This is a genomic window from Brevibacillus sp. HD3.3A (assembly GCF_013284375.2).
Lineage (GTDB): Bacteria > Bacillota > Bacilli > Brevibacillales > Brevibacillaceae > Brevibacillus > Brevibacillus parabrevis.
The window spans coordinates 2,640,904-2,654,718 of the sequence record NZ_CP085874.1 but is presented as its reverse complement, the minus strand read 5'-3'; the positions used below and the strand labels follow the sequence as shown (position 1 = coordinate 2,654,718).

14 protein-coding genes are annotated in these 13,815 nt (G+C 54.8%); 6 read left to right on the top strand and 8 right to left on the bottom strand.

The features are described from left to right. Positions 1-101 precede the first annotated feature (101 nt). On the top strand, positions 102-1,739 hold the full coding sequence (locus tag HP435_RS13125; RefSeq protein ID WP_173598806.1) for a helix-turn-helix domain-containing protein: 1,638 nt from the start codon (positions 102-104) through the stop codon (positions 1,737-1,739). A gap of 78 nt (positions 1,740-1,817) precedes the next feature. Here the strand turns inward: HP435_RS13125 and HP435_RS13120 are convergent, their stop codons facing one another. After that, a complete protein-coding gene (locus tag HP435_RS13120; protein WP_173598805.1) occupies positions 1,818-2,216 on the bottom strand; it encodes an NUDIX hydrolase in 399 nt (132 codons plus the stop codon). A gap of 203 nt (positions 2,217-2,419) precedes the next feature. Between HP435_RS13120 and HP435_RS13115 the strand changes: the two genes are divergently transcribed. The 3 genes from HP435_RS13115 to HP435_RS13105 all read left to right on the top strand — a co-directional run bounded on the left by HP435_RS13115 (position 2,420) and on the right by HP435_RS13105 (position 4,752). After that, positions 2,420-2,872: a GNAT family N-acetyltransferase gene (locus tag HP435_RS13115; protein WP_173595832.1), complete on the top strand. Its 453-nt coding sequence runs from the start codon at positions 2,420-2,422 to the stop codon at positions 2,870-2,872. 28 nt (positions 2,873-2,900) lie between these two features. Next, a complete protein-coding gene (locus HP435_RS13110) occupies positions 2,901-3,404 on the top strand; it encodes an NUDIX hydrolase (RefSeq protein ID WP_173598804.1) in 504 nt (167 codons plus the stop codon). A 598-nt stretch (positions 3,405-4,002) separates the two neighbouring features. After that, positions 4,003-4,752, top strand: a complete 750-nt coding sequence (locus HP435_RS13105) for an alpha/beta fold hydrolase (RefSeq protein WP_229049902.1) — start codon at positions 4,003-4,005, stop codon at positions 4,750-4,752. Between the two features lie 96 nt (positions 4,753-4,848). Here HP435_RS13105 and HP435_RS13100 read toward each other — a convergent pair whose 3' ends face one another. From HP435_RS13100 to HP435_RS13085, 4 genes are all read right to left on the bottom strand, one after another. Further along, positions 4,849-5,967: a YheC/YheD family endospore coat-associated protein gene (locus tag HP435_RS13100; RefSeq protein WP_122963516.1), complete on the bottom strand. Its 1,119-nt coding sequence runs from the start codon at positions 5,965-5,967 to the stop codon at positions 4,849-4,851. A 59-nt stretch (positions 5,968-6,026) separates the two neighbouring features. Continuing rightward, entirely contained in the window at positions 6,027-6,935 is a 909-nt protein-coding gene (locus tag HP435_RS13095; protein ID WP_173595830.1) for an RluA family pseudouridine synthase, read from the bottom strand. Positions 6,936-6,965: 30 nt separating this feature from the next. Next, entirely contained in the window at positions 6,966-7,313 is a 348-nt protein-coding gene (locus tag HP435_RS13090; protein ID WP_122963654.1) for a thioredoxin family protein, read from the bottom strand. A gap of 88 nt (positions 7,314-7,401) precedes the next feature. Then, the gene (locus HP435_RS13085) at positions 7,402-8,289 is read right to left on the bottom strand and encodes a LysR family transcriptional regulator (protein WP_122963518.1); all 888 of its coding nucleotides are present in this window, start codon (positions 8,287-8,289) and stop codon (positions 7,402-7,404) included. Positions 8,290-8,405: 116 nt separating this feature from the next. Between HP435_RS13085 and leuC the strand changes: the two genes are divergently transcribed. Continuing rightward, positions 8,406-9,836 carry a 3-isopropylmalate dehydratase large subunit gene (gene leuC, locus HP435_RS13080; protein ID WP_122963519.1) on the top strand — a complete coding sequence of 477 codons (1,431 nt, stop codon included), beginning with the start codon at positions 8,406-8,408 and terminating at the stop codon, positions 9,834-9,836. Further along, on the top strand, positions 9,833-10,417 hold the full coding sequence (leuD, locus tag HP435_RS13075) for a 3-isopropylmalate dehydratase small subunit (RefSeq protein ID WP_122963521.1): 585 nt from the start codon (positions 9,833-9,835) through the stop codon (positions 10,415-10,417). The genes leuC and leuD overlap by 4 nt, the downstream gene beginning before the upstream one ends. A gap of 104 nt (positions 10,418-10,521) precedes the next feature. On the opposite strand, the gene HP435_RS13070 is transcribed toward leuD, so the two are convergent. From HP435_RS13070 to HP435_RS13060, 3 genes are all read right to left on the bottom strand, one after another. Beyond that, positions 10,522-11,034 carry a GNAT family N-acetyltransferase gene (locus HP435_RS13070; RefSeq protein ID WP_173595829.1) on the bottom strand — a complete coding sequence of 171 codons (513 nt, stop codon included), beginning with the start codon at positions 11,032-11,034 and terminating at the stop codon, positions 10,522-10,524. Between the two features lie 492 nt (positions 11,035-11,526). Beyond that, entirely contained in the window at positions 11,527-13,185 is a 1,659-nt protein-coding gene (locus tag HP435_RS13065) for an AMP-binding protein (RefSeq protein WP_122963525.1), read from the bottom strand. 117 nt (positions 13,186-13,302) lie between these two features. Further along, positions 13,303-13,782 carry a hypothetical protein gene (locus HP435_RS13060; protein WP_122963528.1) on the bottom strand — a complete coding sequence of 160 codons (480 nt, stop codon included), beginning with the start codon at positions 13,780-13,782 and terminating at the stop codon, positions 13,303-13,305. Positions 13,783-13,815: the final 33 nt, after the last annotated feature.

Below are 13,815 nucleotides of genomic sequence, written 5' to 3'. Positions count from 1 at the left end.
GCGAACAGCTTTTCAACCTTTTCGTTGAAAGGCTGTTTTTCTTTGCGTATGATAGATAATGATTATTATTCTCGATTGTTAGCAAAAGGAGGCTCTCCTTTTTGAACCAACTTGCCATCCCTCCCCTGCGCACGCTCTTGTTCTCGTTCCATGAAATGCTGTTTCAGTCGCCTGCCGAGCCTGAACGGATTTCGCCTGGCGCTCATCATACGCTTTTGGCATGTACAGGCGGGTCAGGTGCCGTGCAAGTAGACGAGACAAGCCTGATGTTGGCAAAAGGAACCTGCTTCCTGTTGCCGCCGGATACATCGTGCCTCGTTGCGCCCGCTGCGGAAGAAAGCGTCAGCTATTTTCGGCTCGATTTCTTTGTCTATCAAATGGAGGATCAGTCGTCTCATCCGTATCGGGGAAAGCTGTTCGCCGGGGCGGATGATTTTGTCGTTCATCCGTTTTCACCCGTTTTGCAAAAACTGCAAACGTTGTATGCCACTCGTCACCCGGACAACGATCCCGGCGGAATGCGCGAGCGCATTTTGTTTCATGAGCTGCTGGAATTGATTTTCGCTGCCAAACGAAACGCGGATACGCGCCTGTCGCCGGAGCTCGCTGTCGAGCAAACACGCGCTTTTTTGCACACGCACTTTCAAGAGCCGATTACCGTGGAACAGCTGGCTTCTCTCGCCCACCTTCCCCGTTGGCAATACTCTCATCTGTTCAAGTCGCTGACAGGGCAAAAGCCGCTCGATTACTTGACCGATTTGCGGATCAGGCGGGCAAAGGAACTGTTGCTCTACTCGGATGATCGGCTTTACGAGATTGCGGACCAGGTCGGCTTCAAAGACCAATACTACTTTAACCGTCGCTTCCGCCAAGCTACCGGAGTGACGCCGCGGCAGTTCATCCGCATGCAGCAGGAGAGACTGAGCTACCGGGACGCAACTGGACGCAAAATCGCCCTGCCGCCTGCCCCGGAGCGGATCGTGATGATCGGCGATGCCCCGGGGGAACTGCTCGCGCTCGGCGTAAGTCCCGTCGGCGTCAACAAAGCAAACAGTTCGGGCATTTTGTACCAGGAACAACTCTTTGGCGTCGCTGACATCGGTCACCCGGTCGATCGGGAAAAGATCGCGGAGTTGCAGCCCGATCTGATCCTGCTCGGTTTTTGCGAGGACGAAGAGCTGATCCGGAAGCTTTCCCGGATCGCCCCGATCGTGACGTACAACAAATACGCCCCGCTGTACCAACGCTTTCGGACGATTGCCACGATCGTCGGGAGGCAACAGCTTGCAGAGGAATGGATCGCAACGCATGAGCAGAAGCTGAATGCGCTCAAACGGCACTTGCCTTTGCCGAATCGGGAAGAAACGGCGTCTTCTTTCATTTGTCAGGATGGGAAACTGTTCGTCATGGCCGGAAAAGGGCTGCTCTCTACGCTTTACGGCTCGGGCATGGTGAACGCTCAGGCCAACATCCGGAAGCTGATCGCGCAACATGTCGCCTTTGCCGAAGTCACGCCGGAGCAACTGCCCTTGTTCGCCGGCAACCGCGTCTACTTGATTCAGTCGGCCAATGACAGCCAGACCCGCCAACAGCTGGAGCGGACGGCTCAGTGGAGCAATCTGCCAGCCGTGCAAAACGGACAGGCTTACCTGATCGACGACAAATGGAACTACGACGACCCGATCACCAAGCAGTATTTGCTCGACGAACTGCCTGTGCTGCTCGGGCAAACTTCATAGTGCTTTTTGCACGGAGTGGATCAATGTGCACATGAAAAAAGCTCGCGGCTGTTGCAACCGTGAGCTTTTTTGGGCAATTTATTCTACCTGGTAGTGTGCCTGATTGCGCATCAGTTCACGGATGTTGGGCAAATACGGCATCAACTTTTCTGCTTCGGCAATGCTTTTCCACTCGATCGCCTGAATCTCCGAATCGGTCGTTCCCAACTCGCCGCCGACAATCTCGCCCATAAACGTGACAAATGTCGCAAACTCGCGGCCAATGACCTTTTCGCTGACATGCACGATCTTGCCGACCTGCACGGAAAGCCCCGTCTCTTCCATAGCCTCGCGCTTCGCTGCGTCGCAGAGCAGCTCGCCATTTTCCCGCTTCCCGCCTGGCAAACTCCAATACTCCTCATTTTGCACCATGAGCACTTTATCGGTATCTTGGTCATACAGCAAGACGTAGGCCACATTTACGTGAATCAAATCCATAGCTGCTTTCCTCTCTTTTCTCGACTTGACTGGTCCCATCTTGTAGCTTGATTCCCGCTTTTGGATTGGCACATTTTACAAACTTTCGCAACGATTGTTATAATAGCACAAATTACAAGCTTTCCACACGCGAGGAATGGCCGCTGACAGCGCGGTTCCTTTTCCCCGATGTGGATAGGTTTTTGGCAAAAGGAGAGAACGATATGGAAATCAGAAAGCTGGCTCCCCATGAAGAAGCGCCCATGGATCTGCTCTTGCTCGCAGATCCTTCGCAAAAATTGGTGGAAGACTATTTGCAAAGGGGCCAGTGCTATGTTGCCGCCCAGGATGAACAGTTTGTTGGCGTCTACGTCCTCATCTCTACGCGCCCCGATACGATTGAGCTGGTCAACGTCGCTGTAGACGAAGCGCGTCAAGGACAAGGCATCGGCAAGCAGCTCGTTTTGCATGCCATCGAGACAGCGAAAGTGTCCGGCTACAAAACGATTGAGGTCGGCACAGGCAACTCCAGCCTGGATCAACTGGCCCTCTACCAAAAATGCGGCTTTCGCATGACCTGGATTGACCGGGACTTCTTTCTGCGCCATTATGAGGAAGAAATCTATGAAAACGGCATTCAGCTGACAGACATGGTTCGCTTCTCCCAAGACATTTGAGAGCGGGCGTCACCTGGAAAGGAACGATATGTACACGTACACCATCTGTTTTCTCAAGCATGCAAACGAATACCTTCTGTTGAATCGGCGCAAACCGCCGCTGATGGGCCGCTGGAACGGCGTCGGCGGCAAGCTCGCGCCAAACGAGTCTCCGCTTGACTGCGTGCTGCGCGAAGTTTTCGAGGAGACAGGCATTGCCTTGTCCTCCGCCACTTACAAAGGGATCGTTTCGTGGAAGCTGGACGGAGATGTCGCTGGCGGCATGTACGCCTATGTGGCGGAACTGCCTGAGACGTTTGAGCGTCCGCTGACGCCACGTCGCGTTGAGGAAGGCATCCTGGACTGGATGAGTCTCGACTGGATGCTGCATCCGAAGAACGAAGGGATCGCCGAAAATGTTCCGCAGTTTTTGCCGTACATGCTGGAACACGAGCAGCCGATCCAGCACGTTTTTACTTATGAGGGCGATCGGGTAATCCAGTACGAGCGCCTGCCGCTCCCGGAAGTGGCAGAAGCGGTGAAAAACGGATAGCTTTGCTGGTCGGTTCAGGTTCACCTCCCTCCACCATGGCGTGGCAAGGGAGGTTTTTTATGGGGAAAAGGCGGATATGTTACTGAACAACAATCTAGCATCTGGCACTGAAAGACCGCAAGCTCCTGTTCTTTTGCGAAACAACAAATCATTTCCCGTGCGGTTGTATCGCGTAGAATTTTTTATATGGGAGGTTTATAACTTTTTCTGCGCATCGTTTTTTGATCAGGCGCGATATTCACTAAGATCAAACTCTCTGCGATGCCCAGTTCCAGTCAAGAAAGCGGGTGGTCCTGGCTGTTTAGCTATATCGAACACTGCGAAACCTTCCCCTAACTCCATCTCGGCAACCATTGGGCAATTCGCCCAACTGCTCTCCCCTCACTCAGACAAAACAGCCAGACGAGGTATCTGGCAAGTTGGCAACTCCACTTTGGCATGTTGGAAACCAGCATTTAGTTTACATAATTAAATTATGGTTCACCTAACAGCACGATCCTACTCTCTCTATTCCCCCTAAAAACCTTTTCCATTTTGCGGAACTTGATCGGTTTGTCCACGTATGTAACCATATCAACCTAAAAGAAGGTGGCTTGCTTTGGCGATCGAGATCAAGAACATCCGTACTTCAAAAGGAATGCTGCAATACAACATCAGCGGCGACGGCTCGCCCAAGCTGGTGCTGATCAACGGCGGGTCTGGTCCCATCGAAGGCTGGATGCGAGTCCTCCCCGCCTTGTCTGCGGAAAGCTCCGTTTTTTCCTACAATCGCTTGGGCGTCTCGGGCAGCGACAAACCGCAAGAGCCTCAGGATGGCGTCACGATTGTGGAAACGCTGCGCGAAGCACTAGCCGCTGCCGGCTGGGAGCCGCCCTTTTTGCTGGTGGGACATTCTTTGGGAGGGCTGTACGCCAATTTGTATGCCCGCCGCTATCCTGCTGAAGTATCCGGGATGGTCCTGATTGAAGCCAGCCATCCGAAAGATCTCCTGCTCGGGGACTACCAAACCAGCGCGGTCAAGGCAATCAACAGACTGCTCGCCCTGTTCGACTCCTGGTCTGCACACAAAAAGTTCAGTGAGGTGCATTTTGTCCAGCAAACCGTCGCCCAGTTGAATGATCACGCGGCATTCCCTGACATCCCGCTGTACGTCATCACCGGAGGCAAGGAAAACCGCATGATGCCAGAAGCAGCGCGGCGAAAAAGGTGGGAGAACCAACGGGAATTGCTCGCCCTCTCCCCGCAAAGCCAGCATGTCGTCGCCAAAAACAGCGGACATTTCCCGCAATTTACGGAACCGCAGCTCGTCATCGAGACGATCCTTGCGTGTGCGAAGCAAATCAGATAACCAAGTGATCTCCCGCTTCATCCGCTTTTACCCGCACCAAACAGCCGCAGCTTCATCAGCCCGGCTGTTTGCTCCGCTTTCTGCTTGCTTGATTTCTTACCGACTCGCAACCTTTCGTTTCAGCAAAGGCTCGCGTCCTTCGCGCCCTTGCGTTTTCGCCAGGTAGATGGCGTACTCCAGCGGCCGTTGGATCGCGCGTTTGTACTGTTCCGTAGCCCCCATCTCGCGAAAAATTTCTCGCGCTGGCTTGGGGTTGACTTCGATCAGCCAGGCGCGACCGTCTACATCGATCCCGATGTCCAGTCCGAACTCCACCATTCGCCCAAAGTGATCTTCCAGCGTCTCCGCTGTTTGATGGGCGAGGTCTTCACAGTCGCGGACGATTTGCGCCGAGCGTTCCTCGCCGAATTTGGGCTTTAAAAAGGCGGGAACCGGCACAGCTTTTCCGCCCCCGTGCAGGTTGGAAGTAGCGCTGCGCTCCCCCCCTACCCGGAAGCCGTGGCCTGTGATGCTCCACTCGCCCTGGCCGTTTTTCTGGATCAAAAGCCGCATGTCTACGGCTCGCGCTGGCACCAGTTGCAGCCGCAAGCCTTGCTGAACGATGTACTTCTCTTGCCTTGTCCACCGATCCGTCCAGCGCAAAACGGCGGAGATGTCGGAAAAGACCTTGGAAATCTTCGCCCTTTGCTTGTCGCGCCCAAGCAGACGATACCCTCCGCCGTGCTTCTCGATCGAGAGGATGTTGCGTCCGCCTGTTCCATTCAACGGCTTTACGTACAAGAGCGAATGCCTGCCGAGCATTTTGATGAGATTTTGCCGATTGTACAAAAGCGTTTCCGGCAGCCAGCGATGCATGCGCGAATCGCGGTGCAATACCTCATGGACGCGCCATTTGTTCGCCAGACGATTGTTGGCGTACAAGAACGGGCTTGTGCGGCGAAATGCCACATAATCCTTGAACGCCTGGGTCGGTGTGTAGCGGTAACGGTCGAACACAGCGTCCGGACGGTCAAACAAGCGCGATTGCCACTTGCCGTTTGCATCCAGGACGTACCCTCTCACCTGCTTGCCTGATGCCAGCACGTCTTTTGGCGAAAATAAAAAGGCAGTGCAGCCCAGTTCTTGTCCCGCCTTCAGCAATCGGCGAAAATAGGTTGGCTCCGCGAATCGCTTGCCCTCCCGCCAAGTCAAGATGCCGATTGTGGGTCGTTTCATCCTGCCACCCTCTCTCGTTTCTTCCTTGGCAGTTTATTCACGATTCGGCAAAATGGCGCTTAGCGCAGCTTCTTTTCCAAAGCGAGCAAATCGAGCGGCAGCGGGGCCGACGCCTGCACCAGCTCTCCCCCGAACGGATGGGCAAGCGTCAGTACCGCCGCGTGCAGCGCCTGTCTTCTGATCAAATCTTGCTTCCCTCCATACAGCTCGTCGCCCAGCAACGGATGCCCGATATGACTCAGGTGGACGCGAATTTGATGCGTGCGCCCCGTCTCCAGTCTGCACTCGACTTTTGTCGCCGTCTTGTAGCGCTCCTTGACTTCATAGTGCGTGACGGCAGAATCGCCGTTGGGCGCGACTCTTCTGCGGGTGGCATGATACCTGTCCTTGCCGATCGGCTCATTGATTTTGCCGTTCCCTTTTGCCATCTGCCCGGAGACGAAAGCGAGGTATGTCCGCTTGATTTTGCGCTCGCGCAGCATTTCGTCCAGCAAGGCCGACGCCCAGGCGTGCTTGGCGTACAAAACCACCCCGGACGTATCCTGATCCAGCCTGTGCACATGACGCACTTTCGCTTGCAGTCCGGTGCGGAAAAAGTGCCCGGACACCAAATGATCCAAAGTCAGGTGATGGTTCGGCTCGGTTGGATGAAGCAGCATGCCCGCAGGCTTGTTCACGATCAGCAGATGGTCGTCTTCGTACAAAATCGGCACCGTTTCGCTCGCCGGGTCCAGTCCGAGCGGCTCTGGCTGGCACAAGCGCATGCGAATTTCCTGTCCCTCTCGCACTTGCGTGTGCTGGGCACAAGGAGCGCCGTCTACAAGCACTTCTTTATGCTGAAACAAAAGATGGACCTGCTTGCGTGGCAGCTTCCATCCCTCGCGCAGCAGGTTCCCGATCGGAATGGCGTCGTCCTCCGCCTGCAAGTGGCAGACGAGCCATTCCCCTTCTTTTTTCATCGATCGCATGGTCAATCTCCCTGCCTTATGTTCGTTGCATTACTCTGCGTTCAAACCGTTGTTTACCTGAACGGCGCGGTCGAGAAAACGCTCGATCTCTTCGCGGCTTTTGCCGAGCTTGCTGACGAAGCGAACGAGCTCTTTGCCCCGGCTGAACGCGATGAAGCTGGGAATCCCGAACACATCGTGCTTCTGGGACAAATCAGGCAGCGTATCGCGATTGACAGCGACCATGTCCACTTGCTCTTTATATTGTTCTTCCACTTCCGGCATGAACGGATCGATGCGGTGACAGTCCGGGCACCAATCGGTAAAAAATTTGACCACGACGGGCTTCTCGGCGGCAATCGCCTGTTCAAATTCTGCTTCTGTCTTGAGTTCTCTCATCATGGATCTTCCTTCCTAGAATGATTTGGGAACAGTGTAGCACAAAGCCTGCCTGTTTGTCGCACGCGGCTGACACTTCATCCGCTTTTTACAACGCCCCGCCCTGCTCCACCAAACAGCGCACAAACGCTTCAGCCGGGCGCGACAGCGGCTTGTCTTTGCGATAGGCAACGACGAGTGTCCGGTATGGCTTCGTCGTAAGCCGTACGTAGGCGGGCGGCTCTATCGTCCCTGGCGCCAGCGTAATCATTTCCGGGGCAAAAGACAGCCCCATGCCCGCCGCGACCAGCGATTGGACGGTCTGGATGTTGGTGCTTTCAAAGACGATGCGCGGACGGAAGCCAGCTTGCTCGCACAACCGCAAGGAAATCGTCCGGAAGCCTTGCCCTTCCTTCAGCAAAATGAACGGCTGATCCGCAAGCTCGGCCAAGTCGACCTGCTTTTTGCCAGCCAATGGATGATTCGGCGGCACCGCCAGGAAAATTTCTTCATTGATCGCCGGAATGATCTCCAGCGAAGGGTCGCTGATCGGCATCGTCAGCAAGCTGACGTCGATTTTTCCGCGCACGAGCAACTGTTCCAGATGGCTGGATGTTTCCTCCATCAGTTGCAGCTCGACTCCGGGGAACAACTTGGTAAACGTCGGCAACACACGCGGCAGGACGTAAGCGCCCGTGATCGGCAAGCTGCCAACCAGCAGTCGGCCGCTCTCCCCCACTGCATACGCGCGCATTTCCCGCTCCAGCCCTTCCGACATGTCTACCAGCGTCTGCGCCACCTGCACAAAACGTTGGCCCGCATCTGTCAGCTCCACATGCTGGGGCAAACGGTGAAACAGACTCACACCCAATATTTTTTCCAGCTTGGCGATTTGCTGGCTAAGCGATGGCTGAGCCAGATGCAAGCGGTTGGCCGCACGCGAAAAGCTGCGTTCCTCCGCTACTGCAAGCACATAACGAATCTGTCGTAACTCCATAAAAAACCTCCCGATAGGCAAAAGCTATCCTTCTCATAATTATTATATCTTTGAACTATTTTCTTTGCCATGATACAACCTTGTTAAGAGTTTTCGCACGAAGGAGGCATTCACTAATGAAACCCCGTACAATGTTTGAAAAGATTTGGGACAATCACGTGATTCACGAGGAAGCTGGCAAACCGAGCCTTTTGTACATTGATCTGCATCTGGTGCACGAGGTGACTTCTCCGCAAGCGTTTGAAGGGCTCCGCCTGGCTGGCCGCAAAGTCCGCCGTCCAGAACTGACTTTTGCCACCATGGACCACAACGTGCCGACAGCGGATCGCTTCAATATCAAAGACCCGATCTCCCGTCAGCAAATGGAAACACTGACTGATAACTGCCGGGAATTTGGCATTACACTCGCTGACCTGAACAGCCCGGATCAAGGAATCGTCCACGTCATCGGCCCTGAGCTTGGCCTGACACATCCCGGCAAAACGATCGTGTGCGGCGACAGCCACACTTCCACGCACGGGGCATTCGGCGCCCTCGCCTTTGGGATCGGGACGAGCGAGGTCGAACACGTACTCGCCACACAATGCTTGCCGCAGCTGAAGCCAAAAACGATGGAAGTCCGCGTGAACGGCGACCTGCCTTTCGGTGTCAGCGCAAAAGACTTAATATTGGCGATTATCGCAAAATACGGAACTGACTTTGCCACCGGGTACGTCGTAGAGTACACAGGCGAAGCGATCCGCAAGCTGACAATGGAAGAGCGCATGACCGTGTGCAACATGACGATTGAAGGTGGCGCACGCGCCGGGCTGATCGCTCCGGACCAAACGACGTTTGACTATCTGCAAGGCCGCCGCTACGTTCCGCAAGGCGAAGACTTCCTGGCAGCAGTGGAAGCATGGAAAGAGCTGTGCACAGACGAAGGCGCTACGTACGATACATGTGTCGAAATCGACGCCGCTGCCATCGAACCGCAAGTGACATGGGGCACCAGCCCAGGCATGGGCACGAACATCACCAGCACGGTTCCAGACCCGGAAGCTTTTGAGACTACGGCACAGCGCAAAGCGGCTCAGGACGCTCTCGCTTACATGGATCTTGCTCCGGGAACGCCTATGAGCGAAATCAAAATCGACCGCGTCTTCATCGGCTCCTGTACAAACGGACGGATTGAAGACTTGCGCAAAGCGGCGGAAGTTGCCAAGGGACGCAAAGTCTCCCCTTCCGTACACGCGATGGTCGTACCTGGCTCCCAGGCAGTCAAGCAGTTGGCTGAGCAAGAAGGCTTGCACCTCATTTTCCAGGAAGCCGGTTTCGACTGGCGTGAATCCGGCTGCTCCATGTGCCTCGCCATGAACCCGGATATCTTGTCAGAAGGAGAGCGTTGCGCTTCCACTTCCAACCGCAACTTTGAAGGACGTCAAGGCCGTGGCGGACGCACTCACCTCGTCAGCCCGGAAATGGCAGCCGCGGCAGCCATCGCAGGCCGCTTCGTAGACGTACGTGAATGGAAAAGAGAGAGCGCAAGCGAGGAGGTATTCCAATGAACCCATTTGTCATCCACACCGGACTGGTCGCGCCACTGGACCGTGTCAACGTAGATACAGACGCAATCATCCCGAAACAGTTCCTGAAACGCATCGAGCGCAGCGGCTTTGGCCAGTTCCTGTTTTATGAATGGCGCTTTAACGTCGATGGCTCGCCGATCGACTCGTTCATCCTGAACACCCCTGCCTACAAAGACTCGACTGTGCTTCTCGCCCGCAACAACTTCGGCTGTGGCTCGTCGCGCGAGCACGCTCCGTGGGCTTTGCTCGACTACGGCTTCCGCTGCGTGATCGCTCCGTCTTTTGCCGACATTTTTTACAACAACTGCTTCAAAAACGGCATCCTGCCGATCAAGCTCAGCGAAGAGCAAGTCGACGAACTGTTCTTGCGCACACAAAGCCGCGAAAATTACGAGCTGACGATTGATCTCGAACAGCAAGTCGTGCGCGACAGCGATGGTTTGTCCTATCCGTTCGAGGTTGACCCGTACCGCCGCTACTGCCTGTTGAACGGCCTCGACGACATCGGAATTACGCTGCAATACGAGGACAAAATCGCTGCCTACGAAGCAAATCGTTAATCTTTTTGCTCGAAACATGTTTTTCCATACAGAAGCGAAGGCATGCTGCCACACATGCCTTCGCTTTTTCGTCTGGTCAAGCGTTCGTTTTCAAGCGGTAGCCACTACTCATGCAAGAGTACGTACATCAGCGTCTCGTCGACGTAGCGCTCCCCTACCTTCAAAGCTTGTTTTTCATAACCGTACGGCACAAAACCCATTTTCTCGTAAAAACGTACAGCCCCAGGGTTGCTCGTCACAACCGCAAGCTGAACCTGGCTAATGTCTCCGCGCGCTTTCAAATACGCCAGCTCTTCGTGCATCAACGCTTGCGCGACACCTGTCCCGCGATGCGCTTCCCGGACGTACATAGACACGACCGCTGCCTTATGCCGCGCCTTGATGCCGCGATGGCGGAAATAGCCGATGATCCCTACCAGCTCCCCTGCGACGAAAGCGCCAAAATAACCGCTGTCGCCTTGTGGTCCCTGAGACAGCCGCTCCTTCCACTCCGCCATAGGCCGTGCCGCATCTTCTTCATACGTAGCACCGAATGCATCCGGGTCGGTTTGCAACCCTTCCAATCTTACTTTTACAAAAGCTTCTGCATCTTCTGGCCCCAATCGGCGGACTTCCATTGTGCGTTTCCCCTCTCTCCTCGCATTTCCACTCATGATAGTAAAGAGTTGCCAGGTTGTAAAGGTTGAAAAATTCCTTTTTAAACCATTTTTGTAACGGAGAAAAGTTTTCCTGGAAGGTGCGTTCGCTTTCCCGCCAAGCTACAGAGACGACAAGCGGTGTTGCGGAACTGGAAGCTGCATTTTCTCCACTGCTGACGGAACGAAGCGGTACCGCTACTGGATCGGCTGTCCGGTCGGCACAAAGCGGCTATGCTTCCAGATCGCCAGCCTGACCGGGATAACGCGGTACCCATATCGGATAGGCAGCCCGGTTGGATCAAAGTGGACAACTACCGGATCACCAGCCTGACCGGAACAACGCGACTCCCCTACCGGATCGCCAGTCTGGTCGGTACAACACGGCTCCGCTTCCAGATCGCCAGCCTGACCGGAACAAAAAAACGCCAGGACAGCATCCCCCGGCGCTTCTTTTCACCACTTATTCGTTGCTCAGGCAAGCTCGTTCCGGGCCGAATCGGCAAGATCAAACGATGCCAGCGCCTGTTCACGCAGCTTGAACTTTTGAATTTTGCCAGACGCTGTCATCGGGTATTCGGCGACGAACTGGATGTAGCGCGGCGTTTTGAAACGGGCAATTTTGCCTTCGCAGTACGCCAACACTTCCTCCTCTGTCAGCGTCTCGCCCGGTTTTACCCGAATGCAGGCCAGCACCTGCTCTCCGTATTTGGCGTCTGGAACACCGACGATTTGCACGTCCAGTATTTTCGGATGCGTGTACAGAAACTCCTCGACCTCACGCGGATAAATATTTTCCCCTCCGCGAATGATCATATCCTTCAATCTGCCTGTGATCCGGTAGTAGCCTTCCTCGTCGACCGTCGCCAAATCTCCCGTATGCAGCCAGCCCTCTTCGTCGATCGCCTTCGCGGTTTGATCCGGCATATTGTAATACCCTTTCATCACCAAATATCCGCGCGTACACAGCTCGCCCTGGACGCCAGGAGGCAGCGTCTCTCCCGTCGCTGGGTCGATGACCTTCGCTTCCACTCCTTCGTGCAGCCTGCCTACGGTGGATACCTTGCGCTCGATGGAATCTTCTGGCCGCGTCTGGGTGATGACCGGGGAAGCTTCCGTCTGTCCATAGGCGATCGTGATGTCGCGGATGCCCATTTTGTCCACTACGTTTTTCATTACCTCGATCGGGCAAAGAGAACCCGCCATAATGCCCGTGCGCAGCGAACTGAGATCGCGCTCGGCAAAAGACGGATGGTTCAGCTCGGCGATGAACATGGTCGGCACTCCGTACAGCGCTGTGCATCGTTCGGCTTCGACAATCGAGAGCACCAATCCGGGATCGAAAGCGGTGACAGGGACCATCGCCGCTCCCGTGGCAACGCAGGCGAGCGTGCCCATCACGCAGCCAAAGCAGTGAAAAAACGGCACGGGGATGCACACCCGGTCTTCGATGCCGAGCCCTTGACATTCCGCTACCTTGATGGCGTTGTTGACGATGTTCACATGCGACAGCATGACTCCTTTGGGGAAGCCAGTCGTCCCTGACGTATATTGCATGTTGATAACGTCGTCGGGCGAAAGCGACTCTTGCCGCAAACGCCGTTCTTCCTCGCTGACCAGCTCGGCCCGCGCGAGCAAATCTGCCCATAAAAACATCCCCGGCTGCCGCTCCTCGCCCAAGTAGATGACATTGCGCAAATGGGGAAGCCGCTTCGACTGGAGAGCGCCCGGCTCACACGTCTCCAGCTCGGGACAAATTTCCTTGATCATGTCGAGGTAGTTCGCATCCCGATACCCGTCGATGAGCAGCAGTGTCGTCGATTCAGACTGCCGCAGCAAATACTCCAGCTCATGGACGCGGTAGCTTGTATTCACCGTCACAAGCACTCCGCCCATCTTGGCCGTTCCAAACTGGGAAATCACCCATTCCGGCACATTTGTCGCCCAGATCGCGATGTTCTCCCCTTTTTGAATGCCGAGCGACATAAATCCCCTTGCCGCCTGATTGCACACTTCCTGAAACTCGGCAAACGAATAACGCAACGATCGTTCATGGTAGACTAGCGCTTCCTTATCCTGATAAAGTCTGGTTGTCTCATCCAGCAAGTTGCCAATCGTAATCATCCGCAGCATGCAAGCACCCCCAAAAACATTCAGACTATTCCATCTTTATCAACTAGGATTCGTTCTCTTCCATCATATTCCTTCCGAACAGAAAAAGAAAAGCGCCCTCATCGGAACGCTTTTCGCTTATTTCACCACAATTTTTTGCGTCGCTTCTACCTTGTATGGCAGATGGTTGCTGTAATTCAGCTCCACGCGGATTTCGTGCTCGCCTTTTGGCAGCTTTTTCAGCATGAACTCCGGATGGTAGATCATTCCTTTGGATTCTCCATCGAGGTACAGATGGGCGTGGCCTTTGCCAAACACCGGGGTTTGCCCAAGCTCGCTGCTCTCCTGAACGAACTCGAAGTTTTGCGTCAAAAGCGACACTTCTGCTGTCGTTCCGTCCACGGAAATATCCATGTTCAAAGACGGCTTGGCGGCATCGGTCGGCTGGCTCACCGGAGTGTTGGCCGTGGTAGTCGGCACACTCGTGTCACCTGGTCGATAGGAGTCAGAGACGTGCAACGGGTCTTTGACCAATAGCACGATTCCCGCCACCAAAACAACTACGAAGACGATCCCGCCCAAAATGAGATTGCGCATACTGATAATAAAGACCTTCATGTCTCTACTCTCCCTTTCGCAAGTGCTTGTCAC

What these genes read in the sequence shown, in the direction of transcription:
- HP435_RS13120 (WP_173598805.1), bottom strand. Translation starts at nt 2,216, where the DNA reads ATGGATTTGATTCACGTAAATGTGGCCTACGTCTTGCTGTATGACCAA.
- HP435_RS13115 (WP_173595832.1), top strand. Translation starts at nt 2,420, where the DNA reads ATGGAAATCAGAAAGCTGGCTCCCCATGAAGAAGCGCCCATGGATCTG.
- HP435_RS13110 (WP_173598804.1), top strand. Translation starts at nt 2,901, where the DNA reads ATGTACACGTACACCATCTGTTTTCTCAAGCATGCAAACGAATACCTT.
- HP435_RS13100 (WP_122963516.1), bottom strand. Translation starts at nt 5,967, where the DNA reads ATGAAACGACCCACAATCGGCATCTTGACTTGGCGGGAGGGCAAGCGA.
- HP435_RS13095 (WP_173595830.1), bottom strand. Translation starts at nt 6,935, where the DNA reads ATGCGATCGATGAAAAAAGAAGGGGAATGGCTCGTCTGCCACTTGCAG.
- HP435_RS13090 (WP_122963654.1), bottom strand. Translation starts at nt 7,313, where the DNA reads ATGAGAGAACTCAAGACAGAAGCAGAATTTGAACAGGCGATTGCCGCC.
- HP435_RS13085 (WP_122963518.1), bottom strand. Translation starts at nt 8,289, where the DNA reads ATGGAGTTACGACAGATTCGTTATGTGCTTGCAGTAGCGGAGGAACGC.
- leuC (WP_122963519.1), top strand. Translation starts at nt 8,406, where the DNA reads ATGAAACCCCGTACAATGTTTGAAAAGATTTGGGACAATCACGTGATT.
- leuD (WP_122963521.1), top strand. Translation starts at nt 9,833, where the DNA reads ATGAACCCATTTGTCATCCACACCGGACTGGTCGCGCCACTGGACCGT.
- HP435_RS13070 (WP_173595829.1), bottom strand. Translation starts at nt 11,034, where the DNA reads ATGGAAGTCCGCCGATTGGGGCCAGAAGATGCAGAAGCTTTTGTAAAA.
- HP435_RS13065 (WP_122963525.1), bottom strand. Translation starts at nt 13,185, where the DNA reads ATGCTGCGGATGATTACGATTGGCAACTTGCTGGATGAGACAACCAGA.
- HP435_RS13060 (WP_122963528.1), bottom strand. Translation starts at nt 13,782, where the DNA reads ATGAAGGTCTTTATTATCAGTATGCGCAATCTCATTTTGGGCGGGATC.